General features: G+C 63.4%; 23 protein-coding genes. 15 read left to right on the top strand and 8 right to left on the bottom strand.

What is annotated here, in order from left to right; translation table 11 throughout:
* Positions 1-90: 90 nt before the first annotated feature.
* Positions 91-468 carry a hypothetical protein gene (locus tag AC6H4Z_RS21630; protein WP_497544047.1) on the top strand — a complete coding sequence of 126 codons (378 nt, stop codon included), beginning with the start codon at positions 91-93 and terminating at the stop codon, positions 466-468.
* Positions 469-572: 104 nt separating this feature from the next.
* Entirely contained in the window at positions 573-3,224 is a 2,652-nt protein-coding gene (locus AC6H4Z_RS21625) for a DEAD/DEAH box helicase (RefSeq protein WP_497544046.1), read from the top strand.
* Between the two features lies 1 nt (position 3,225).
* On the opposite strand, the gene AC6H4Z_RS21620 is transcribed toward AC6H4Z_RS21625, so the two are convergent.
* Positions 3,226-3,750: a GNAT family N-acetyltransferase gene (locus AC6H4Z_RS21620; protein WP_497544045.1), complete on the bottom strand. Its 525-nt coding sequence runs from the start codon at positions 3,748-3,750 to the stop codon at positions 3,226-3,228.
* A 30-nt stretch (positions 3,751-3,780) separates the two neighbouring features.
* Complete coding sequence (locus tag AC6H4Z_RS21615) at positions 3,781-4,449, bottom strand: CGNR zinc finger domain-containing protein (RefSeq protein ID WP_497544044.1); 669 nt, start codon at positions 4,447-4,449, stop codon at positions 3,781-3,783.
* 179 nt (positions 4,450-4,628) lie between these two features.
* Between AC6H4Z_RS21615 and AC6H4Z_RS21610 the strand changes: the two genes are divergently transcribed.
* Entirely contained in the window at positions 4,629-5,198 is a 570-nt protein-coding gene (locus AC6H4Z_RS21610; protein ID WP_497544043.1) for a DUF84 family protein, read from the top strand.
* Here AC6H4Z_RS21610 and AC6H4Z_RS21605 read toward each other — a convergent pair.
* On the bottom strand, positions 5,183-6,160 hold the full coding sequence (locus tag AC6H4Z_RS21605) for a S66 peptidase family protein (protein ID WP_497544042.1): 978 nt from the start codon (positions 6,158-6,160) through the stop codon (positions 5,183-5,185). The genes AC6H4Z_RS21610 and AC6H4Z_RS21605 overlap by 16 nt on opposite strands.
* The gene (locus tag AC6H4Z_RS21600; protein ID WP_497544041.1) at positions 6,157-8,112 is read right to left on the bottom strand and encodes a serine/threonine-protein kinase; all 1,956 of its coding nucleotides are present in this window, start codon (positions 8,110-8,112) and stop codon (positions 6,157-6,159) included. The genes AC6H4Z_RS21605 and AC6H4Z_RS21600 overlap by 4 nt, the downstream gene beginning before the upstream one ends.
* 66 nt (positions 8,113-8,178) lie before the next feature.
* On the opposite strand from AC6H4Z_RS21600, the gene AC6H4Z_RS21595 reads away from it, so the two are divergent.
* The 5 genes from AC6H4Z_RS21595 (at position 8,179) to AC6H4Z_RS21575 (ending at position 12,204) form a co-directional block, all read left to right on the top strand.
* Positions 8,179-9,402: a 4-hydroxy-3-methylbut-2-enyl diphosphate reductase gene (locus AC6H4Z_RS21595; RefSeq protein WP_497544040.1), complete on the top strand. Its 1,224-nt coding sequence runs from the start codon at positions 8,179-8,181 to the stop codon at positions 9,400-9,402.
* An 81-nt stretch (positions 9,403-9,483) separates the two neighbouring features.
* Positions 9,484-10,212, top strand: a complete 729-nt coding sequence (locus tag AC6H4Z_RS21590) for an SGNH/GDSL hydrolase family protein (protein WP_497544039.1) — start codon at positions 9,484-9,486, stop codon at positions 10,210-10,212.
* Between the two features lie 5 nt (positions 10,213-10,217).
* On the top strand, positions 10,218-11,270 hold the full coding sequence (locus tag AC6H4Z_RS21585) for an XdhC family protein (RefSeq protein WP_497544038.1): 1,053 nt from the start codon (positions 10,218-10,220) through the stop codon (positions 11,268-11,270).
* The gene (locus tag AC6H4Z_RS21580) at positions 11,267-11,635 is read left to right on the top strand and encodes an iron-sulfur cluster assembly scaffold protein (protein ID WP_497544037.1); all 369 of its coding nucleotides are present in this window, start codon (positions 11,267-11,269) and stop codon (positions 11,633-11,635) included. Before AC6H4Z_RS21585 ends, AC6H4Z_RS21580 begins: the two co-directional genes overlap by 4 nt.
* A complete protein-coding gene (locus AC6H4Z_RS21575; RefSeq protein WP_497544036.1) occupies positions 11,632-12,204 on the top strand; it encodes a nucleotidyltransferase family protein in 573 nt (190 codons plus the stop codon). Before AC6H4Z_RS21580 ends, AC6H4Z_RS21575 begins: the two co-directional genes overlap by 4 nt.
* Positions 12,205-12,213: 9 nt before the next feature.
* On the opposite strand, the gene AC6H4Z_RS21570 is transcribed toward AC6H4Z_RS21575, so the two are convergent.
* Positions 12,214-12,960, bottom strand: a complete 747-nt coding sequence (locus tag AC6H4Z_RS21570) for a carboxypeptidase regulatory-like domain-containing protein (RefSeq protein WP_497544035.1) — start codon at positions 12,958-12,960, stop codon at positions 12,214-12,216.
* Positions 12,961-13,196: 236 nt separating this feature from the next.
* On the opposite strand from AC6H4Z_RS21570, the gene ggt reads away from it, so the two are divergent.
* From ggt to AC6H4Z_RS21535, 7 genes are all read left to right on the top strand, one after another.
* Positions 13,197-14,858 carry a gamma-glutamyltransferase gene (gene ggt / locus AC6H4Z_RS21565; RefSeq protein ID WP_497544034.1) on the top strand — a complete coding sequence of 554 codons (1,662 nt, stop codon included), beginning with the start codon at positions 13,197-13,199 and terminating at the stop codon, positions 14,856-14,858.
* Between the two features lie 102 nt (positions 14,859-14,960).
* Positions 14,961-15,743, top strand: coding sequence for a DUF5715 family protein (locus tag AC6H4Z_RS21560; protein WP_497544033.1), 783 nt, complete (start codon positions 14,961-14,963; stop codon positions 15,741-15,743).
* 61 nt (positions 15,744-15,804) lie between these two features.
* Entirely contained in the window at positions 15,805-16,470 is a 666-nt protein-coding gene (locus tag AC6H4Z_RS21555) for a hypothetical protein (protein ID WP_497544032.1), read from the top strand.
* A gap of 199 nt (positions 16,471-16,669) precedes the next feature.
* A complete protein-coding gene (locus AC6H4Z_RS21550) occupies positions 16,670-17,827 on the top strand; it encodes an MFS transporter (RefSeq protein WP_497544031.1) in 1,158 nt (385 codons plus the stop codon).
* 33 nt (positions 17,828-17,860) lie between these two features.
* A complete protein-coding gene (locus tag AC6H4Z_RS21545) occupies positions 17,861-18,472 on the top strand; it encodes an RNA polymerase sigma factor (RefSeq protein ID WP_497544030.1) in 612 nt (203 codons plus the stop codon).
* Positions 18,469-18,900, top strand: a complete 432-nt coding sequence (locus tag AC6H4Z_RS21540) for a hypothetical protein (protein WP_497544029.1) — start codon at positions 18,469-18,471, stop codon at positions 18,898-18,900. The genes AC6H4Z_RS21545 and AC6H4Z_RS21540 overlap by 4 nt, the downstream gene beginning before the upstream one ends.
* Complete coding sequence (locus AC6H4Z_RS21535) at positions 18,897-19,649, top strand: hypothetical protein (protein WP_497544028.1); 753 nt, start codon at positions 18,897-18,899, stop codon at positions 19,647-19,649. The genes AC6H4Z_RS21540 and AC6H4Z_RS21535 overlap by 4 nt, the downstream gene beginning before the upstream one ends.
* Before the next feature lie 10 nt (positions 19,650-19,659).
* Here the strand turns inward: AC6H4Z_RS21535 and AC6H4Z_RS21530 are convergent, their stop codons facing one another.
* From AC6H4Z_RS21530 to AC6H4Z_RS21520, 3 genes are read right to left on the bottom strand one after another with little or no spacing between them, the layout of a single operon-like run.
* Complete coding sequence (locus AC6H4Z_RS21530) at positions 19,660-22,341, bottom strand: ABC transporter permease (protein ID WP_497544027.1); 2,682 nt, start codon at positions 22,339-22,341, stop codon at positions 19,660-19,662.
* Positions 22,338-22,700 carry a PadR family transcriptional regulator gene (locus AC6H4Z_RS21525; protein ID WP_497544026.1) on the bottom strand — a complete coding sequence of 121 codons (363 nt, stop codon included), beginning with the start codon at positions 22,698-22,700 and terminating at the stop codon, positions 22,338-22,340. Before AC6H4Z_RS21525 ends, AC6H4Z_RS21530 begins: the two co-directional genes overlap by 4 nt.
* A gap of 58 nt (positions 22,701-22,758) precedes the next feature.
* Entirely contained in the window at positions 22,759-23,346 is a 588-nt protein-coding gene (locus tag AC6H4Z_RS21520) for a hypothetical protein (RefSeq protein ID WP_497544025.1), read from the bottom strand.
* Positions 23,347-23,546 lie beyond the last annotated feature (200 nt).

Here is a 23,546-nt window from a genome sequence, read left to right as displayed (position 1 = left end):
GAGCGGTGGGTCCAATCGCGACCGCTGGCACTGGCTCTGCCTAAGTTCGGTGTCGTCGCCCGATGTCCGGGTGGTAGATGTGGAGGGTGAATGAAGCTGTTGAGTTCGGTCGTATCCGTCGCGTTGATTGCTGTGCTCGCTCCCCGCGCTCAGGCGCAGGGTTCGGCGGGCGCGCAGAAGGATAGTGCGAAGCGGTCTGCCATCCCTGCGGACGCTCGTCCGCCCAAGGGCATGTGCCGCGTGTGGCTCAACGGAGTGCCGGCGGCGCAGCAGCCTGCGGCGACCGACTGCCCAACCGCGGTGAAGAATCTCCCGGCGAACGCGCGAATCCTGTTTGGCGACGATTTCGCCGATTCGGCAAAGACCAAGGGGGGCGACAAGCCCAAGCTTCCACCGAACATCAAAGGCTTCACGGACACGAAGCCTGCGCCCGCGCAGGTTTTGCCCAAGCGGCCGCCACAACAATAGTTGTCGATCGTTTAGGGTATGGCGCTCGGGATGCTCAGCATCCCGGGCGTTTTTGCTTTCCGTTTCGCACTTCACCGTTCACCCTGTGTCCCTTACCGTGCTGAGTGCTGCGAAACGTCCGCGATCCGTATCTCCCCGACCACGACTCCTTTGTAGGCGCTGAGCCGCCGACGGGTCGTGTCATTGTCATCGCGCCAACGCGCGCGGCGTGCGAAACGATCGAGCTCGCCGTCGGACTTCATATAGAGACGTTTCTCGAGCGGCGGTATGGTGCGCGCGTTCGTGAGCTCGCTGCGTCCGGGCGAGGCTTTGGGATTGTTGCCGGAACCGGCACCGGAAAGACGCTCGCCATCCGACCGATCGCCGAGGAAATCCTGCGGACGAAGACGCTGAAGGTCGGCGTCGTCAATCGCGAGCGAGAAGCGACGCCTGAGACGCCGAGTTGGAACGTCATCGTCGTGACCACGGGCATCGCGCGCCGATGGTTCGAAGAGGGTGACATCCTCAAGACCGACACGATCATCGTCGACGAGATCCATCAAACGTCGGCCGAACTCGAGTTGTGTCTCGCGTTGGGCAAACGTGTCGGCTGTCGATACGTCTGGCTCTCGGCCACGGTCAACCCGGCGTTCTATGCGCGCTACCTCGGCTCATCCGAGGTGCTCGAGGTCTTCGACTTCGACCCGAAGAAAGCGGCCGACGTGAAGGTGATCCGCAAACGGCCGATCCAGTTTCTCGATGATGGTTTTCTAAAGCAGCTTGGCAAGCAGCGGCGCGGTGTCGCGCTGTTCGTGCCGACGCGGCGTGGTGTGGAAGAAGCGGCCGAGCACGTGCGTCATCTGGCGCCGCGCATCAATACGGCGTTCTATCACGGCGGCGAGCCGATTCGTATTCTGCGGCCGTTTCTCGAGGGCGGCGAGCAGAAACCGTATTTCCTCGCGATGACGGCAGCCGGCCAGAGCGCGCTGAACGTGCGCGGCCTCGACACCGTGATCATCGACGACACGAAGTTCTTCAACGTCATCAATCGCGGCCGCAACGTGCTGACGCAGGAGCACCTCGGCGCGAACGAGATCCTGCAGATGGCCGGGCGCGTACACGGTCGCGTCGAAGGCGGTCGCGTTTTCATTCTGTCGGATCGCGACATCGAGTTCACGGCGCTCACGCCGACAGAGCCAGAATTCCAGCTCGCTGGCGATTCCGAACGCGTGGCAATGACGTGCGCGGCGTTGGGCGTGCGTGCGGACGAGCTGGATCTTCCGGTCCCGCTCGATCGCGTGTCGTATCGTGCGGCGATGGCGCTGCTCGAAGAGCGCGGCATCGTCGAACGTGGACGACTCACACGCTACGGCCGCGCGGTAGAGGCAATGCCGGTGGAGCGCGCGTGGGCCGAACTGCTCGTCAATGCCGGCGACGAGCTGCTGCCGTACCTCGCGGTGATGAGCTCCGTCGAATCGCTGCACCGCATGACACGCGAAGAGCGCGACCTCGGCGGATTGATCATTCCGGGAAGCGATCACCTCACGGCGTACAATCTGTACGCCGACGCGTACAATTTTGCCGGCCGTATGGGGAGCGTGTACGGTCTCCCGCGCCACATTTTCGACGAGGCTCGCATTGAGCGTTGGGCCGAGCGTCGCGGTGCGCTGGTGAAGTCGATCGAGGATGCGGCGCTCGGCATGGCCAGTATCTATCGCGCGGTGGGCGTGGAACTGCCGAATCGTTTGACGATTGCGGGCGACGAAACGCTGCGTGCGTTCCAGGCGCTTCTCGCGCAGTTCATGCCGTTCACGCTGGTGATCGACGAGCACACGTCGTCAGGTGACGAGGCGCGCGTGTCGAAGACGAGCGTGTGTGGAAGTTGGGGACCGATCACCGGATCGCTGCGGTATTTCGCCGACAAGTTTGGCAATCCGCGCGCGTCGATCGAGGGCACGCAGGTGCCCTACTCGCTGCTGCGTCCCTATGCGGGCGTGAAGGAAGGCGAGTTGGTGTACAACGCCGACAGCAAACGCGCCCCGCTTTCGGTTCAGCGACGTGTGACTTATCACGGCTTCGAACTCGAGCGCGAGATCGAAGCGATCGACGAATTTCCGCCGGAGTTGGCGGAGCGTGCGCGGCGCGTGCTGGCAGAAGCGCTCGCGCGCGGCGAGGCCCGACACGGTGGAGCGCATCGGAACCAGCAGGCGATCGATACGATTCGTGAGACGTATCGTCGCTCGGGTGGAAAGACGCCGAAGCTCGGACAAGCGGAGCTCGCGTCGCTCTACGAACGTCAGCTCTCGTCGGTGAACTCGATGGCGGATTTTCGCCACGTGCCGCTCGACATCAATGCAGACGAGATCGTGCCGCACGAGGTGCGCGAGCAGTATGCATCGCTACCGTCGAACGTGTCTGTGCGCGGACGAGATGTCGAGATTCACTACGACGTCGAAGAGACCGAGAGCGGTCCAGTAGGTGTGGCACGCCTGCGACTGCCGGAAAAAATCGCGCGCTCGCTCACCGAGGATGAACTGCCGAGGCTCGATCGTCCACTGCGCTTCATCGTAACACGTGGTGCGCGCGGCGCGGCGCGGGCTGATACGCTGACCGCGTTGCAGGATGAACTCGAGCGGCCGTTCACCGACAAAGAGATTGCCGACCTCGAACGCGCGCACGACGATCGTCGAGAACGAAAGCGCGGGCGTCGATTCAAGCCGCCCGGATCGTCGAAGGGCCCGCCAGGTTCGAAGGGGCGAGGCCGTCGTCGTCGCTGAGTCAGTCCGCCGACGGCAGATCGACGACGTACGTCTCGCTCTTCACTTCTTCGAAGCCGCGCGCCTTGTAGTTCGGCATTGCGTGCGGTGAATCGAGCGTGCACGTGTGCAGCCACACGCGCGTTGCGCCGAGCATCCAGGCTTCTTCTGCGGCGCGCGTCAGCATGATCTTGCCGAGCCCTTGTCCGATGAACGCTTCGACGAGACCGAAGTAGGCGATCTCAGTCGAACCATCGTCGCGACGTTCGAGCTCGAAGAAACCGGCGCTTTCTCCGGCGACCAAACATTCCCAAACGATGATCTCCGTGCGAGCCAGGTGCGCAGCAAGTCTATCGTCGCTCCACGCGTTGCGGTCGACCCACTGCCAACGCGCGCCGACCGCCTGGTATAGCTGCCGGTAGCGTTCGACCGAAATGTCGTCGAGTCGACGAAACTCGACGCTCGAATCCGCTGCATGTGCCGCACAGAGCTGCGATGGCGATCGCAGCTCGAGGTAGGTGCGGACGACTTCGATGGACGGACTCACTGCGAGTTCACCGCGAGGTCGACGCGAACATCAATGCGACTTCAACTTCTCCCGATGGCGCGCGGCTTTCGCACGATTGCCGCACGTGGCCATGTCGCACCAACGGCGACGGCCATTCTTCGTGTTGTCGAAGAAGACGCGCTGGCAGCGCTGATCGGCGCAGCGTCGTACGCGCGAGAGTTCGCCGAGGATGAGTGCATCGGCTGCTGACTCGACGACGGGGATCACGAGACCGGCAAATGCGTCACCGACGGGAACGAAGGCGCGAATGAAGGTGCCGTCGCTTCGGAGGTCAACGCGTCGTGTGCCCGCGCTGCGTCCCAACACGCGATTGATCTCCGTGAGTCCTTCGGCGCGCACGCGCTCACTCATCGGTCCACGCTCCGCCAGGCTGCGCAGTGCACCGCGTACGCGGCGCGCGTCGACGAGTGCGGCGGCGGCGCCAGCAGGCTGCTGTTGCGCGCGACGACGAATACCACCGGCGCGCTCCGCATCGAGAATGGACGCTGCTTCAAGCCAGCGTACGAGCGTCTCGAAATCTCGGAGTGCATCGAACCGACGAAGTCCCTGCTCACAGTTCACGAAATCGAGCCACAGCCGTTCACCAACAAACACGAAGGGCGAACGTTCAATCGTTGCACGCGGAGGCGCGAATGCGGTGACCGCGGCGGTGTCTGAAACGGGAGTCAGTGTGAGCATCGTCGGCTGCGAAGGTCAGCAAGCATATCCTGCCGCACGACGCACAGCAAGCGAGCGAGTGCGAGCCCAAGTACTTGACGGATTTATCCGAGCCCGGCCCTAACGACGGTAGATTGTGTCCTGTACATTTGCCGCGCTTTACCAGTGAATTGTGAACGAAAAGATACTTAATGTTCTTCATGTCCACTGACGCAGCAGTGTCGTCACTCGATGCAATCGCGACGATTGCCGTCGGCTCAACGAACCCGGTCAAGATTGCTGCGGCGCGTGCAGTGCTCGGCCCGCTGGCGCCTCGCGCAACGATCACTGGAATTGCCGTTGCATCAACGGTTGCCGATCAACCGTTCGGAGACGACGAGACGATTCGCGGCGCGCTGGCGCGTGCGACTGCAGCGCGCATTGCCGCGCACTCGCAGCTCGGTGTCGGTATCGAAGGCGGCGTCGTCGAACAACCCGACGGTTCGATGCGCACGTGTGCGTGGGCGGTGATCGTCGATGAAGCGGGGCGTGTTGGCGTCGGCGGGTCTCTCGCGATGCCACTTCCCGATCGCGTCGCGGCAATGATTCGCGACGGGCTCGAGCTCGGCCACGCGATGGACAAACTCATCGGAGAGCAGAACACGAAGCATGGCTTGGGTGCCGTGGGAATTCTCACGGCTGGCCTCGTGGATCGGCAGCGCGCGTATGAAGTGCTCGTGAGCTACGCAGCGGCGCGCTTTATCACGCCCGAGCTTTACGACGCTGGCTGAGCAGGCGCGGTCAGCGCGTCCTCGCGATACACGATCCAGCCGCGCTGATCTTCGACGACGAGCTCCACTTCGGTTCCGAAGGGAATGGTGAGATTCGGATTCTCGTGCCCGGCGGGAAAATCCATGAGCACCGGGACGTCGAGGTCGGAAATGAGGTCGAGTAGAAAATCCTCAAACTCGTCTTCCTCCGAACGGTCGAGCGAGAGCTGACCGAAGATGATTCCAGACACTTGCTCGAGCAGTCCGGCGGCGCGGAGATGTACGAGCCGTTCATCAACGACGGACATTGGGTCGCGAGTCTCTTCGATGAAGAGAATCGATTTGTCCATATCGACCTGATACGACGTTCCGATCGTCTGCTGTACGAGCGACAGATTGCCACCGACCAAACGCCCCGTGGCGCGTCCCGGTTTGACAGCGCGCGACAGTTCGCGTCCGATTGGCTTGAGCGGACACGGCGTCGTGAGCGCGGTGACGAGTGCCGACGTGGTCGGATCGCGCAGGCTCGGAATCAAATCGTCGACTGTAGGGCCGTGAAAGCTCCGAAGGTGCGCGCGGCGCATCAGCCACAGGTGCAGCGCGGTAATGTCGGAATAGCCAACGAGTGCCTTCGGATTGTCGTGGAAGATTGCTGGGTCGAGGTGCGGCAGCAGACGAACGGCGCCGTACCCGCCGGTGCTGGCGACGATCGCTTTGACCTCGGGGTCGACCCACATGCGCATGAGACTTTCTGCACGTCGCAGGTCTTCGGCGCGAGTGAAGCGAGGCAGGCGATCGATTTCGGGGTCGAGCTTCACGAGGAAGCCGGCGCGCTCGAGCGCACGTACTCCGCGCGATAGCCACCCCATTTTCGGCGCGTACGACGGTGACACGACGCCAATCGTGTCGCCCTTGGAGATTGCTGGCGGGCGCAGCAACACTGGGCGTTGCGTGTCTGGTGTTGGAAGGCCGATGTCGCTCATGGCAGCGACGTGCGCGGCGTGAGGCGCAACGGCGGTCGTAGCGTGCGCTCTACCTCTTCGGTGGCGTCGACGAAGGCGCCGAGGTCGGACGCAACTTCACGCGCCGCGTCGAGCGATGCCGTGACCGACTCCACGTTGCCGTCGCCGAGCTGTAGCCGTAGAAGGTCGAGCCGAATGTTCTCGAGTGCCGCAACGGTCGACGCCAATCGCGCCGCCGCCTGGTCGCGCGTCGCACGAACGTCGGCATGTAGGCGATCGCGTTCGCGTCGAACGGATGCTTCGTGTTCGGTCGTTGTGAGTGCCGAGGGCATTGCATTCGCGTCGCCGTCGAGTGACATCAACGAGGCATCGAGCTTATCGATTTCAGCGCGCAGGTCGCGCGCGTCGTGCTCGAGGCGATGCACAGTCCTCGGAAGATGCTTCAGTTGCTTCTTGAGATGTTTGGGAAGCGCATCGTACAGCGCGTCGGTGGCGCGTCCGAGCGCGACTTCCGTGAGCTGAGGAAGTGTCTCGACTGGAACACGCTTATCAATGCCGACGCCGGCGAGCTTCACGAACCGCTCGCCCCATTTGCTGTCGTAGAATTTGATCTGACCGCCGCCGAGTTTCGGGCTGATTTTGCGACGAATCCTGCTGCCAAACGAAAGCGCGCCTGTCCCAATCGTGAAAATCGCGGCAAGCCCCACCAGCGGCGCGAGCCAGACCTGCTTGGTGAAGGACGTCAGCACGCCGATGCCAATCCAGCTGGCCAGGCCACCGGCAAACAGCGATAGAGTCGTTCGGCTCGAGAGACTGCGTCGCTGATTCCATTCGTAAGCCGACTCTTCGCGGCGCGCCTGCCAATACTCGCGCAACCCAGCACGTATGTCGTCGATCCCATATCCCTCGGCGAGCAGACGATGCGTGCGCAGAAGGGCGGGGATCGAGCCCGCGAGTGCGCCGATGCAGAGTCCAACGATGGGTGCGGCGATGATGCCCCATCGGCCGGCCCAGAGGAACGGGAGTCCCGTCAGCAGCGCGGTGTACGCTGCCAACACCGGCGGCGCCGCATTCCGCCATTGTGTGCGCGCGAGCCAGACGCGAATCGGCGCAGGCAACTCTCGCGGCGGATCGATCGCTTGATCCAGTGATTCGGCGAAGGTACGCGCATCGGCAATGCGGTCTTCAGATCGTTTCGCGAGACAGCGCTCGACGATCTGCGCGAGCCGAGGGGGAACGGTTGGAGCGATCGACGCGATCGACGGCGCCCGGGCGGTAAGGTGCATGCCGACGACTTCGCGAACCGTGGGCGCATCGAATGGCAGCCGGCCTGTGAGCGCGAAGTAGCCGACGACGCCGAGCGAGTAGAGATCGCTCGCGGCGTCGACGGGCTGTCCGGCGATCTGTTCCGGGCTCGCGTAGTGCGGACTACCGGTGATCGTACCGTCGGAGGAGCGCGCGTCGGTGTGCGCCGTACCAGCGATGCCGAAGTCGGTGACGACTGCACGGCCGGTCGAACGCTCGATGAGAATGTTGTCGGCCTTGATGTCGCGATGGACGAGGCCGTTCGAGTGCGCGTATGTGAGCGCCCACGCCGTTTCGCGAAGCACGCGCGCTGCTTGATGGGGCGGCAACGGCCCACGCTCGGCGATCCGCTGCGCCAGAGTCTCGCCCGCGATGTACGTCATCACGAAGTAGACGAAGCCGCCAGCCTCGTCGACGCGGTGGATGGGCACGACATTCGGATGAGACAGGCGCGCCGCGATCTGGGCTTCGCGAACGAATTGGTCGCGTCGCTCCGGCAGCGTAGCGAGCTCCGGTCGCAGAACCTTGATCGCGACCTCGCGCGCAAGGCGAACCTCGCGGGCCAGGTACACGACGCCCATTCCACCACGGCCGAGCTCTCGTTCGAGCGAGTACTCTCCGGCGAGGGCCGTCTGGAACTGGACGAACAGCGAGTCTGGGGCGGTCATTCTGGGCGGCTGAAGGGCGGAGGGCGCACCGGCTATCCTATGAACGCATAACTAGATTTACAACACATGGCGCCCCCCTCCCCAAGCGACCCGTCGACGTATTTCCGAAAGGGTTTCGGCCTCAAAGCCGATGTCCAGGAAGAACTTGCGGCCGACTACGACGGACGAATCGTCGACCTGTTGAAGGCGCACGAGTACACGCTGACCGTGGCAGATACTACGGTCCGGCTCGCTCGGGAGTTTGGGTTTTGCTACGGCGTAGAGCGGGCGGTGGACTACGCCTATCAAACGCACCGCAAGTTCCCGGAGCGCCGGATCTTTCTCGTTGGCGAGATCATTCACAACCCGCACGTGAATGCTCGGCTCCGCGAAATGGGCGTCGAGATTCTGGAGCGGCCGGATCCGACCGGTGCGTTCGACTTCAGTCAGATCGCCGCTGAAGACGTCGTGATCATGCCGGCGTTCGGCGTCACGATCGACGATTTCGCGGCGCTGCGCGAGATCGGTTGCGTGCTCGTGGACACGACGTGCGGGTCGGTGCTCAACGTCTGGAAGCGCGTCGAGAGCTACGCGCGCGACGGATTTACGGCGCTGATTCACGGCAAGTACTACCACGAAGAGACGCGCGCCACGGCGTCGCAGGTGCGGAAGTATCCCGAGGGACACTACCTCATCGTGCGCAACATGGATGAAGCGCGACTCGTCTGCGAATACATCGAGGGGCGTCTGTCGAGCGACGCGCTGATGTCGACGTTTGCGCGTGCCGTGTCGCCGGGCTTTGATCCGGAGCGTCATCTGCAGCGCGTAGGCGTGGCCAATCAAACGACGATGCTCGCACGCGAGTCGCTGGCGATCGCCGAGGAAGTTGGCGCGTCGATCGCACGAGGTCGGGGTGAAGCGGCACGTGCGGCGAACTTTCGCAGCTTCGACACCATCTGCAGCGCAACGCAGGAACGCCAGGACGCCGTTCGCGAGTTGCTCGACGAGGGCGTGGACGTGATGGTCGTGATCGGCGGCTTCAATTCGAGCAATACGATCTCGCTCGCGGCGCTCTGCGCGGATCGCGTACCGACGTACCACATTGAAACGTCGAGCGCGATCAATCCCGATGCTGGGAGCGTTCACTTTCGCCCGGCGCTCGTGAAGCACACCGAAGCCGACGCCGTCAACTGGCTGCCCAGTGGCCCGCTGCGTGTAGGTGTAACCGCTGGTGCAAGTACGCCGAACAACAAGATTGGCGACGTCGTTGCGCGTATCCTAGCAACGAGAGGGCTGTCCGCGCCCGTGTGACCGGCGCGAACCAGAGCGCATTTCACACTTTCACGTACTCTCATTTTCACTCCGTCGAAGTACATCGCTCTCGGCGACTCGATGTCGCTCGATCTATACCCCGCGCTGGATGCGGGCGAGATCGACGTTGCGGTGGCGCTCGAACGTGTGGCGTCGGCCGGACGTGTTGGCGCCGTGGGCGCGGCGTCGCTCTTCTTTCAGAATTCCGAAGAGCACTGGCCTGACGATCTTGGCAACGATCTGTCGTCGCGGTACCCGAGCCTCGAGTTCGAGAATCTTGCTACGGATGGCGCGACGATTGGCGAAGTGTTCGGCGAGCAGTTGACGCAGATCGAGCCGAGCGATGAACCGGTGCTACTGACGCTGACGATCGGTCAGACGGATGTGTTCAGTGCGGCGAGTATTCGTTCACGGAGTCGTTTGATCGATAAGATCGGCGCCGACATCATCGAGGCATACGACTTTCTGGCGGAGACACTGCGCGGTCAGTTTCCGAATGGCCGGATCATCCTGACGACGGTCTGCGATCCGTCGGACCGAACGGCGAAGATCCCCGGCGTATTCGACGCAGGCGGAAACCTGCCCCTCGACGTGCTCGACCGTTTGAACGACCACATTCGTGCTCTCGCCGGCGGAACGGCGACTTTCGTTCTGGCCGACGCATACGCGCGGTTCATGGGCCACGGAGTGTCGGCCCCGGCGGCCGACTGCTGGTATTGGAAGCGATCGCTCGTGGAGCCGAACGCCCGCGGAGCAAGCGAACTTCGGCACCTCTGGCTGGACGCGCTCGACACCGCCGAGCAGACTTGAGCGGTATGTCGGACACCATTCTCGAGTCACTCGATCGGAGCGACGAAGCGCGCGTCGTGCAGGCGACGCTCGTGTCGGCGACCGGAAGTTCGTCGAAGAAGATCGGCGCCAAGATGCTCGTTGGCGCGAGCGGTAAACTGCTCGGTGGTGTGACGATCGGCGGATGCGTCGACGCGCAGGTAATCGAGGCTGGTGACGCACTGATCGCCGAGGGCGGCCGCCGAATGCTCGACATTTCGCTCGACGACGATGAGGCGTGGGAAATTGGACTCACCTGCGGCGGGAACGTCGAGGTGCTGATCGAGTGCATCGCGCCTACGGATCGAGGCGATCCCGTCGTGGCGTCGCACGCTGCGGTCCGCGACGCGATCAATGGAGATCGCGCTGCTGTGGTCGCGTCGTCGCTCGACGGACCGCGCATGTCACTCGTGATCGACGAAAACGGAACGCGCACCGGCACCCTCGGCGACGAGACACTCGACGATGCTGCGGCGACGGTCGCCGCCGATGTGCTGCGGACCTCGTCGCGCGCCGAATTGCTCCGGACGTCGAATGGCGAACGTCGAGTATTCTTTGATCGATACGCGCCGCCGACGACGCTCGTGATCGTTGGTGCTGGGCAAATCGCGATGTCGCTCACGCGCTTTGCCCGCGAGCTCGAGATGCGGACGATCGTGGTGGATGGACGCGAGCGCTACGCGACGCGCGATCGTTTTCCTGACGCTGACGAAATTCGCGTCGGCATGCCGTCGGAAATCGTGGCGGGAATCGCGCCGGGCAAACGCGTCGCGATGATTCTGGTAGCCCACGACTACAAATACGAGCTTCCGGTGCTGCGCAGCATGCTGCGCTCCGGAGTTGGCTATCTGGGACTGCTCGGCAGCAAGAAGCGCGGTGCGGCAGTGCGCGAGCTGCTACGTGACGAAGGATTCAGCGATCAGGAGCTGTCGCGGATTCGCACGCCGATCGGTCTCGATATCGGCGGTAAGAGTTCGCCTGAAGTTGCGCTGTCGATTCTCGCCGAAGTGGTAGCGATTCGCAGCGGGAAGCGTGCGTGACGACGTACCGGGCGGTCGTCCTCGAGCACTTTCGCAAACCACGCAATCGCTCGACGCTGCCCAATGCCAATCGCGACGCCGAGGGTGCGAATCCGTTGTGCGGCGACCGAATTCGGATTCAGCTTCGCGTCGAAGGTGATGCGATCGTCGAGGCGCGATTTACGGCCGACGCCTGCGCGCTGTGCATCGCATCTGCATCATTGCTCACTGAGGGCGTGCGAGGCATGACGACGGACGCGGCCACGGCGCTCGATGCCGCATGGATCAGCGGTTTGTTGGACGGTGATCCGCCGCCGGGTCGTCTCAAGTGCGCGGCGCTTCCGCTCGACACGCTGCGTCGCGCTGTGAACGAGCGCGCGCTGTGATCGTTGGAGTGCTCCTCGCTGCAGGCGGCGCGCGTCGATTCGGATCGCAAAAGCTCGTCGCGCAGTTGGGTGGCGTCCCAATCGTGCGACGTGCTGCGGATACGCTGGCGCAGGCGGTCGATGACGTGATCGTCGTAGTGGGGAACGACGCCGAACTGGTTCGCGTTGCGCTCGACGGAGTTCGCGCGCACATCGTCGAGAATGCGTCGTGGGCAGAGGGAATGGCGACGTCGCTGAAGGTTGGTATCAGCGCCGCGCCGACTAACGCCGAGTGCGTCGTCGTCGCGCTCGGTGATCAGCCGGGGATCGATCCGGAAGTGGCGCGCGCCGTGATCGCGCGGTGGCGAGAAACGCAACGCCCGATCGTCGTTGCGCGGTACACTGACGGACGCGGTCACCCCGTGCTGTTTGCGCGCGAGGTGTTCGAGGAACTCATGCTGCTGCAGGGAGATCAGGGAGCACGATCGCTGATCGAGCGGTCGCGTGAGCGCGTTGCGTTTGTGGACGTGCCGACTGCGGCTCCGCGCGATGTAGACACTGCGGAAGATCTAAGAACGCTGTCGAACTGATCGCTTCGGTTATCCGCGCTTGGTCCAGATCAGGATGACGCCGCATATCATATCGAGGCGTCTGAATTCGAGCGGAATAGACGACGGCCCCGAGTAGATCTCAATACCGGCGATGTCCTTGGGCGAGGGCGTGCCCGCGACGTCGCCCGTTTCGGAGTGGATCCGTCCGTCGACGAAGATGGTGAATGGACATGGATTGATGGTGTGCATCGACAATGCGACGCGTTCGCCGAGCCTCATTCCCCTGATCTTGACCGAGAGAACGCGTTCGAGCGCATCGCCGACATAGACAGGAGCTTGCCGTTCGAGCTGCTCGGCGGTGATGAAGTGTCCGATCTTCTTGGCTCGGCGTTCCTCGAATTCGCTCATGCGATTTGGCGCGTGCCTCGCCAACGCGCGAACCGTATCGAGCTCCGCAACGACGCGGCTGAGCGAGAACGACGGCCGGAGCGTGTCGCCGCCATCGATATGCAATGCTGTGGACGCGGTGTTGTAGCCGAAGCGACGCGCCGTCACTACGTAGTCGCCCGCCGGGAGCGCGACGATGCGGAAACGTCCATTATCGGTAGTCGTCGCGGAGATGAAGGAGCCGGCAAGAGAGATCGTCACGCCGGCTAGCGGCATGAGAAGCGAGTCGGTGACGACGCCGTCCATCATTCCGCGCGGGACGGACCCTCGGCCCTGAGCCGCCGATCCGCGAGCGGCGGCTGTCAGTGTCACCGCGAGAGCGACGGTGAGGCGATGCAGTGAGCGCATTGAACCGATGTCGGGGTGGCGACACGTGTACGAACGCTGACGAAAGAAAACGAATATCGGTATGGTCTGTAAATCCAGACCTTCTGGCGGTATGGTTGATCGCCACGGGAGCCCCCGGTTTTCGTCAACGCCATCCCGCGGACGGGCGTTGGTAGTACGACACGATCGCACGCGCGAACCAATCATGGAGATGGCTGATGTCCCCCTCCCGCACAGCTCTACGCCTCTTGGTGCTGATGACTAGCCTCCTGTCGTTTTCGGCCGAGGAGTCCGAGGCGCAGCGCGCGCCGACCATGGCTGGCAAATCGGCGGTGTATGCGCCGAATGGCGTGGCCGCCACGAGTCAGCCGCTGGCGACCACAGCCGCCATCTCCGTGATGCAACACGGGGGCAACGCGATCGATGCGGCGGTCACGGCCGCGGCCGTGCTGTCCGTCGTCGAACCGATGATGACCGGAATTGGCGGCGACATGTTCGCGATCATCTGGAGCGCGAAAGAGAAAAAACTCGTCGCGCTGAATGCGAGCGGACGGGCAGGCGCATTGATGACGCGCGCCGAGCTGGTGAAACGCGGTCGGACGCGGGTCGAGCGGGGGATAGAGAGCGTGACGGTTCCGGGCGCGCTCGCCGGTTGGGACGCGCTGCTGAAAAAGTATGGAACGATCACGCTCGCCCAAGCCGTGGCACCGGCGATTGGCTACGCCGAGAATGGCTTTCCCGTGACGCCAGTCATCTCCGGCGACTGGTCTGGCGCGGCGCGGATTCTCGAGCGCGACGAAGGTGCGAAGGCGACGTTCCTTCCGAACGGTCGCGCGCCGAAGGCCGGCGAGTGGTTCCGCAATCCCGATTACGCGGCGACGCTGCGTGATGTCGCCGAGAACGGCATGTCGACTTTGTATGGCGGCGCGCTGGGACAGAAGCTGGTGACGCGCATCCAACAACTCGGCGGGTTCATTACCCTCGAGGACTTGAAGAAGAATCAGCCGACGTGGGTGACGCCGATTTCGACGCTGTACAAGGGCTATCGCGTGTGGGAGATGCCGCCGAACAATCAGGGCATTGCGGCGCTGGAGATGCTTCGCATCCTCGAGCCGTACGATCTCAAGGCGATGGGACAGAACTCGGCGATCTATCTGCACCATCTGATCGAGGCGAAGAAGCTGGCGTACGCCGATCTCACCAAGTACGTGGGCGACGCCGATCACCTGACGATTTCGCCGGCTCAGATGCTGTCCGATCCGTTCATCAATGAACGGCGCAGCCATCTCGATTCGAAGAAGGCGGCAACGACGCAGGTGGCGCCGGGCCCGGAGCGGACGTCGAGCGAGACCATCTACCTCACCGTGGCCGACAAGGACGGCAACATGGTGTCGTTCATCAACAGCCTGTTCGACGAATTTGGCTCGGGCGTCGTCGTGCCCGGCACCGGCTTCGCGCTGCAGGACCGCGGTTCAGGCTTCACGATGACGGAGGGGCTGCCGAACACCGTCGCGCCCGGAAAGCGTCCGTTTCACACACTGATCCCGGCATTCGTGACCAAGCCGGGCGCAACGAGCGCCGCGGACGGTACGGGCGACACGCCGTACATGAGCTTTGGACTGATGGGTGGCGCAATGCAGGCACAGGGGCATGCGCAATTCCTCATCAACATGCTCGTGTTTGGAATGGATGTGCAGGAAGCGATGGACGCCGGCCGTTTTCGGCACGAACAGGGCGCCAGGGTGATCGTCGAGGCGGCCATTCCGGATAGCGTGATTGGGCAGCTCAAGGCCATGGGCCACGACGTGAACATCGCGAAGGCGTCGTCGTTCGGCGGAAGTCAGGCGATCATCAAGTTGCTCAAGGGCTACGTGGCGGGGTCGGATCCGCGAAAGGACGGTCACGCCGCCGGGTACTGACGACTGGCGGGGCACCAGGCGCGAGACGCTAGAAGTTTTTAGTGAACGTCGGACTGCGAGCAGGATGTTGCGCGTAGCACGGTCAGTGCGTTGTAGCGGCATATGCGTGCAGTCATTTGTGTAGTCATGGTGGGGATCGCGATGGCCGGGAGTGCGGCGCGCGGGCAGACGTTGCGCGGGTCGCATGCGAGTGTCGATCTCATGTATGCGAGTGCGCGGACGCATGAGCTCGCATTCCTGCAAACCAAGGCGGACCTGTACGAGGCCGCGCGGCTGGGTGACCTGAAGGTTCTTGGCATAACCAAGGACGTGACGCTTCAGCGCGTCGTTTTTCCGTTCGTCCTCCCGAATACCAAGCGCTTCGTCGACTCGCTGGCAGCCGCTTACCATGCCGGCTGCGGTGAGCGGCTCGTGGTGACGAGCGGCGCGCGCCCTGTGGACCAGCAGCCGCGGAACGCGTCGCCGCTGTCAGTGCATCCGACCGGAATGGCCGTGGACTTTCACAAGCCGACCGGCGCTTGCCTTTCGTGGCTACGGACGAACCTTTTGGCACTCGAGCAGCGCCATGTAATCGAGGCGACTGAGGAGCGACGTCCGCCACACTTCCACGTCGCGGTGCTCGATCAGGCACCGGAGCTGCACGCCAGCCAACTGGCGAGCGCGACGGTCCAGCCCCCACCGCGTTCGTCATCGGCCCAGCGAGTTCAGAGCGCCAGCGGTGACCTTGGCGGGCCGAACAAAGGCGCGAAGAGCTACCGTGTTCGCGCGGGCGACAATCTGTCGACGATTGCCAAGCGCACGGGAACGACGACGAGGCAGATACAAACGCTCAACAGGTTGGGAACAACTCGCTTGCGAGTGGGGCAGCAGCTCAAGCTGCCGTAGCGACGGCACGTGCACCGGGTCATATTCCTCGTCTCACCGCACCTGACAGAGGGAGATTCCGATGCGAAAGACGCTTTCCGTGCTCGCCGCGCTCGCGATTGCTGCGCCGCTGGCAGCGCAGCAGCAGGCAGCGAAGGATCCGACGTCCGCCGTCGACAAGGCACCGTTGCCAGCCGGTTGGTCGATGAAGCTGGATCCGCAGGCCGCTTCGATGTCCGCCAAGTTCATCACGATGGGTCCCGGCTATCACGTGACGTCGGGTGGCGCGGCGATCTACTACACGACGAAGGACGCTCAGCCGAACGCGCCGTTCACGGTCATGGCAAACTTCCGTCAGACCAAGAAGATCACGGGCCACGGCGACGCCGGCGAAGCCTTCGGTCTGTTCACGGGCGGCAAGGATCTCGATGATCCCGCCAAGCAGAGCTACTTCTACTTCCTGGTTCGTCAGGACGGCAAGTTCCTGATCAACCATCGCGCTGGCGCCGACGTGCACAAGATCGTCGATTGGACCGCGAACCCCGCGATCAAGAAGTTCGACGACGCGCCGAACACCTCGAACGACCTGGCGATCAAGGTTGGTGTGGATTCCGTGCGCTTCCTCGTGAACAACGCTCAGGTGCATGCGATCTCGCGCAAGGAAATCACCGACGCCAGCGGCCAGTCGGGTTTCCGCGTGAACCACAACCTCGACGTGCACATCTCCAACTACATGGTGATGAAGTAAGTCGGCGTTGATGTAGAGGTTTCGAGGCTCGAGGTTCTAGCGACGGTGGCGCCCAAGACACATCTTGGGCGCCACCGTTTGTTTTCCTACCGCCGTTCCACTTCCGCGTCCCCTTTCCGCTTCTCGCTTGTCAGCTACAGTCACCCAAAGAGACCAGTCGACCTATTCTCCGCCGGCGGAGAAGGGGCATCGCGCCGCAGTGGCCGCGAGCTTTCTGGGCTGGACCCTCGACGCGTTCGACTTTTTTCTCGTCACGTACACGCTGACGACCATCGCCACCGACTTCGGTGTCACCGATAAGGCGATCGTCTTCTCGCTGACGCTCACGCTGATGTTCCGGCCAGTTGGCGCACTGCTCTTCGGTCTGCTCGCCGACCGAATCGGCCGCAAGAAAGCGCTGATGGCGAATCTGCTCTTCTATTCGGCAGCCGAAGTTGCGACCGGATTCACGCGCACCTACACGAGCTTCCTCTTTTGGCGCGCGATCTTCGGTATCGGAATGGGCGGCGAGTGGGGCGTGGGGTCGTCGCTGGCGATGGAAAAAGCGCCGAAGCACCGCCGCGGGATCTTCTCCGGGTTGCTGCAGGAAGGGTATGCGGCTGGAAATCTGCTGGCTGCGGCAGCGTACTTCTTCGTGTTCCCGCGTTTTGGCTGGCGCGCGATGTTCTTCGTTGGCGGAATTCCGGCGCTGCTGGCGCTCTACGTCCGGATGTACGTCACGGAGTCTGAAGTGTGGGAGCGGCGTACGCGTCGCAGCTTCTCGAACTACGCGAAAGAAGTGGCGTCGCACTGGAAGCTGTTCGCGTACCTGTTCGTCTTCATGGCGCTGATGAACTTCATCTCGCATGGGACGCAGGACATGTATCCGACGTTCCTGAAGCGCGACTGGCACTTCACGCCGCAGCGCGTCGCACAGATCAGCATGATCGCTAACACCGGCGCCATCCTCGGCGGACTGCTGTTCGGCCACTTCTCCGACAAGATCGGTCGTCGGCGCACGATCATTACGGCGCTCGTTCTGGCGATCTGTGCGATTCCGCTCTGGGCGTTCTCGCCGTCGGTTCCGCTGCTGATCATTGGCGGATTCTCGATGCAGTTCATGGTGCAGGGCGCGTGGGGCGTGATTCCGGTGCACATCAACGAGCTGGCGCCGGACTCCGTGCGCGGCTTCCTGCCGGGCTTTGCGTATCAGTGCGGCGTCGCGGTGGCAGGATCTGTGGCGTACATCGAAGCGGTGTTTGCCGATCGAATGACCTACGCGCACGCCATGGCTCTTACGGCAATTACGGTATTCACGCTCGGTGCCGTTGCTGCGTGGGTGGGTCGCGAGCGACACGGAGTGGCGTTCGGCGAGTAGGCAGGTAAACGCCGTCCGAGGAGGCGGCGTCTGATGGACGTGTTCATACGCGCTGCGGTGATCGCCGGGAACGGCGACGACGGGGACCTGCCGTCCCTCGTAGATGGTGTTCGTGCGGGGCGACCTGCCGCCGTGGAGCGGCTCGCCGTCCGCGTGCGCGCCCAGGTACATGCCTGGGCGGCCCGCTTCACGAATGACGCCGACGCGGCCGACGACGTGACTCAGGTCGTTCTCATCGGCCTCGAGCGGCGTGTGCGCCGTTTCAACGGCAAGAGCCGCTTTTCGACGTGGCTCTTTGCCGTCACTCGTAATGTCGCGCTCTCGCACCTCCGTCGTGACGAGCGACGAGCAGAGCTACTCAAACGGCAGGGCGCGCTCGCTATCGACACCGCGCAGCCCGCCGGCGACGATCCCGACGCCGCACGACTCGCCGCGCTTGTCCTTCAGTACTTCGACACGCTTCCGCGACGCCAGCGACAGATCTTCGAACTCTCTGACGTGCGCGGCTGGTCGCCCGTCGAGATCGCGAACGAGCTGGGAATGCAACAGGTCACTGTCCGCGCGCACCTGTTCCGCGCGCGGAAGGCCATTCGCGAACGCATGCTCGAGCATCACGAACGATTGTTGAAGGAGTACACGTCATGAATTGCACTCAGGCACGCGACGCGATGTTGGTCGCGGAACCGGCTGAATTGGGCGTCGGTGCCCCGACGTCGGCACTCTCGGCACATCTCTCGGTGTGCGACGCCTGCCGTGCGCGCGCGGCGAGTATCGTCAGCCAAACGACACATTTCGATTTACTCATTCGCCGGCGAACGCGAACGGCGCAGCATACGCGCTCCGCGCGGCGGTTTGCGGTCATCGCGTCGTTGCCGTTCGCTGCCGCGTTGCTCGTGGTTGTGTCGATGAACGCGCGTCGGGCGCCGATTGTGTCGCCGCGAGTGCCTGATCCGTCGCTGCCCGTCGCGCGCAACGTGTCTGTGGACGTCGCGCGTGGCCAACAGACAACCGTTCTCAAGACTGCAGACTCGACGGTCACTGTCATCTGGCTGACGCCAGGAGTGGGACAATGAAAATCGCTCGCCTCGTCGCGGTCGCCGCTATTGGTTTGCTCGCCCAAACGGGCCTCGCTCAGCAGCAGAGCCAAGCGGTGCAGCTCGCGGAAAAGAAACACCCCGAAGCGCTCGTCGTGAAAACGGTCGAGCTCCACCATCTCTCGTCGAGCGAAGCAGTGAAGCTGCTCTCGCCCTATTCCCGAACCGCCGGGGGCGGCGTTTACGACGTTCCGTCGATTCGAGCGGTCACTATCCGCGAACGTCAGGACATCTTCGACGAAATGATGGTCGTGCTCGCGCGCTACGATCGCGATCCGGCGAACGTGATGCTCAACTTTCAGCTCATTTCCGCCGAGAACGGCGGCACGCGCGATCCAGCGGTCGCCGGACTCGATTCGCTGCTGCGTGGTGTACTCAAGTTTTCGGGCTACCGCCTGCTCGGAACATCGGTTGCTACCGCGAGCGAGCGCGAACGCATTTCGCAGAGCATTCCCACAGAACGGGAGGCGTTCACGCTCACTGTTGACGTCACCGATCTACGCGTCGGCGGCTCGGATGCGAGCGTACACCTCAATGTCGAGCTATGGAAGCCGGCTGGTCCGGCAATCCCCGGCCGCGTGAGCTCCACTCCAAGAATTCTGATGACCGGCGTGACCGTGCCAATGGGACAGACAGTCGTCCTCGGAACGACGGCTGCGGGCGACAGCGTTGGTCAGCGCGCGCTGATCCTCACGGTTCGTCCGCAGCTCGTTCCAGCGAAGAAGTAGCGCGGCAGGGTCAGTCGCTGCGGAGCGCCACCATTGGGTCGACGCGGCTCGCGCGTCGAGCGGGGAGATAGCACGCGAGAATCGCGACACCGCTCAAGAGCGCGGTGACCACGGTGAATGTGACAATGTCGGTCGGGCCCACTCCAAAGAGTTGGCTTCGCAGTAGTCGCGTCGCGCCGAACGCGCCGAGCAGTCCAATGACCACAGACACTGCGACGATTCGTATGCCTTCGCCGACAACCATTCGCACGACCTGACGCGACTCCGCGCCGAGCGCCAGGCGAATCCCGACCTCGTGCGTGCGTTGCGACATGGTGTAACTCAACACGCCGTAGATGCCGATCGCGCCCAGGAGCAGCGCGACGATCGCGAAGCCCATCGTCATGCGCACGATCAAACGCGGCGATCCTACTGCACTGTCGAGGAGTTGATCCATCGACTGCGTGCCCCACACGGGTTGGTCCTTGTCGACGCGCCACACCGCTTTGCGCAAGTCGTTGGCGAGGCGCAGCGGATCTCCGGTGGTACGCACTGCGAGCGTGGTGAAGATCTGCGGACGCTGCGCGTGCGGGACATAGCCTTGCAACAGCGTTGCTTCGTTCAGCGTGCGGTGCTTCGCTGCGCCGACGATGCCAACGATGGTCCACCAACGATCGTCGCCGGAGAATTGAATGCGCTTGCCGAGCGCGGATTGGCCCGGCCACGTTTTGTTGGCGAATTCGTCGTTGATGACGATCACCGGCGTTGCGTCTTTGGTGTCCGACGTCTGGATGTCGCGACCGGCGAGTCGCGGAATGCGCATCGTAGAGAAGTACTGATCGGTGATGCTGTTGATCAGCACCTGTGGTCCATCTCCAGGCGCGACGGGCGCGCGACCCTCGATCGTCACCGGATACGAATCGCCATTGCCGGTGAGCGGAAATGCCCGCACCAGCGCCGCCGACTGTACGCCAGGCACCGCACGAATCTCGGCGACGGTTTGCTGGAACATCGTCCAGATCTTGTCGGGATTGTCGTACTTGGCTACGGGTAGGCGGAACTGCATTGTCATCAGGTTGCTCGGGTCAAAGCCCGGCTTGACGCGCTGCAGCTCCATGAGTGATCTGGTGAGAAGCCCCGCGCATGCGAGAAGCGTGAGCGACAGCGCAAGCTGCACGATGACGAGTGCGTTGCGCGTTCGCGCGTGTCCCAAACCGGGCGCGCCGGTGCGCGTCCGTAGCATGTCGTGCACGCTCGTGCGCGACGCTTTCCACGCCGGCGCCACTCCGAACAGAATGCCCGACGCAATCGAGATGACCGCGGCGAACGTGAGCGCCGTTCCGTCAACCTTGATCTCGGTCGGAATCGGAATCGCGTTGGCCAACGCGGTGCTCAGCCACTTCGTACCCAACACGGCGAGCAGAATTCCAGCAGCACCGCCGGCGAGCGACAGCAACACACTTTCGGTGAGCAGCTGCTGCGCAATTCGCGCGCGTCCGGCGCCAAGCGCGGCGCGAACGGAGAGTTCGCGAAAGCGTGCGGCACCGCGCGCGAGCTGCAGGTTTGCGACATTGGCGCAGGCGATGAGAAGCACGACGGCGACTGCGCCGAACACGATGTAGATGGGTGCGCGCGTCTGGCCGACGAGCTGTTCTTTCAGCGACTGCAGCTCGACGCCGAAGCCTTTGTTGGTGGCCGGATACGCCTCTTCTTGCTGTTTCGCCAGCGTCTTGAGCTCACGCTCGGCGTTCGCGAGCGTGACACCTGGCTTGAGCGTACCGAGTGCGAGCATGCCGCGGTTGCCGCGCTGAAGGCCGCTCGCGTTGGGATAGTAGGGAATTGGAATGAAGACGTCGGGCCGGCCGAATGGCGCCTGCACGTTCGCGGGCGTGACGCCTACGACCGTGTGCGCCTGCCCGTTCAGAAAGAGCGTCTTGCCGAGGATGGCGGGATCGCCAGCGAAGCGCGTTTGCCACGCTTCATAGGTGAGAACCGCAACCGGCGCCTTGGTCGCGATTTCAGTTTCGGCGTCGGTGAAGATGCGTCCTTGTGCGGCGGTTGCGCCGGTGAGACGGAGATAGCTTGCCGACACGAATGATCCCGTGACGCGCTGCGGAGTGTCGCCGCCGGTGAGATTGACGCTCTGTCCGCGGTACACACCCATGTCTTCGAACGAGCGATTCTGCGCGCGCCATTCGAGATAGTCGGCGAAGACGATGCCGTTCTGTCCTTGAGTGCCCTGTACGCCCCAGATCGCGACGATGCGATCAGCGTTCGGGTATGCGAGCGGCCGAATGAGCACCGTATTGAGCACCGAGAAGATCGCGGTGTTCGCGCCAATGCCGAGTGCGAGCGTGAGCGCAGCGACGACGGTGAACGCCGGGCGCCTTAGCAGCGCGCGTGCGCCGAATCGGATATCCTGGAGAACGATGTCCATGTTGTCTCTCGGTAGCTCGCCGGAGGCAATCGCGGCCGCATGTGCGGCGCGTTGCTCACGGAGTTCGGTGATCCATTGTCCTGGCGCGGAGGCAATCGCGTCGGCAACGAGTGTGGCGATCTGTTGCAGCTCGGCGGCGACGCCACGCTTTCGTGCGCTGGCGACTGCAGCGAGTGCGAACGACGTCATCTCGTCAGCAAAGCGCGCGCGGAAATCGGGCGGAAAAATCAGCAGCGACGCGCGGTAAGCGCGCTCGAATCGAGAGCGCGGAGTCATGCGACGCCTGGACCGCTGAGGAGATCTTTACTCTGAGCGAGTCGAACGACGCTGGCGAGCCGCTGGAGCTCGAGCTCCAGGGTGCGCTTGCCGACGGTCGTCATGCGGTAGTACCGCCGGCGCTCGTCGTCATCCTCGGCGCGCTGGCGGTGTGGCGCTTCCTCGATCAGCGACGATGTGAGCATCCGTTGGATCGAGCCATACAGCGTTCCCGGCCCCATCCGAATCTGCGAGTCCGTCGCCTGTTCGACCGTTTGGGCGATCGCGTACCCGTGCCGCTCGCCGTCAGTGAGGGCGAGGAGGATGTGCAGGACGACCGGCGTGAGTGGAAGCTTGGTTTTCGGGTCGCGCTGGGCCATGACCGACTATATCCGTCGCGGATGTAGTCGGCAAGGGCGCGGTGATGGGCCGGTCAGGCTACTTGAACGGGAACTGGTCTCTCTCTTCGCAGACGTTCGTTTCGGAACGCTCGAGGAAGGTGACGGGGCGGATCGTCCGTGGAACTCGAATCACGTCGACTGGGGACACGACCTCGTTGAGGCAGCCGCAGCGCGATCCGTGATGGCGCTCGCGAACGACGGCGTAGATGCGCTTGTCCTTGTCGCGAAAAACCGTGTCCACGTTGATCTGGTAGCCCATGCACGGCGCCTGGCCCATCCCGACCACGAGGAGCATCTCTCGCGAGAAGTCGACCGGAGGAACCGGTGCCGGCGAGCTGTTGCCAACGATTCGGCGCCAAATTGCCGTCCAATCGGCGGTGTCGAGGATTGCCAGTCGAACCGAGGTCGGGATCTGGCTCTTGGCGTTTCGATAGAGGTGGTCAACCCCGTCGTACGGCTCGAGCTGCTGGATATCCTTGGCGTGCGCCTCGGTGGCCACGTCCTTGATCGGCGCCGCGTTGCCTTGCGCGTCTGGCTTATGGCTGGGATGCGCGTTGCGGAAGCATCCGTAGCTGAAAACGGCTACCGCCCCAAGCATCGCGACGCCGACGATCGATTTTTGCATGGCCTCTCTCCTCGTCCTCGAGCTCCGTACATGTACGCCGCCCGCAGCGGGGCAGGACTTCCCGGAAATGAGTATCGGTCGGCGTCGCCGAGGACTTGAGGGCGGCCCCAGCGGTGCCCGCCGATGGACAGGTCGGTGACCTTACCATAGCTTCTGGCCTTCTTCCCCCTTTGTCCACCGTCACGCGCTGACGGGGAGAC

This window comes from Leucogemmata humicola (assembly GCF_055379415.1).
Note: the sequence above shows the minus strand (reverse complement) of the source record. Positions and strands in the feature narration are given on the sequence as shown.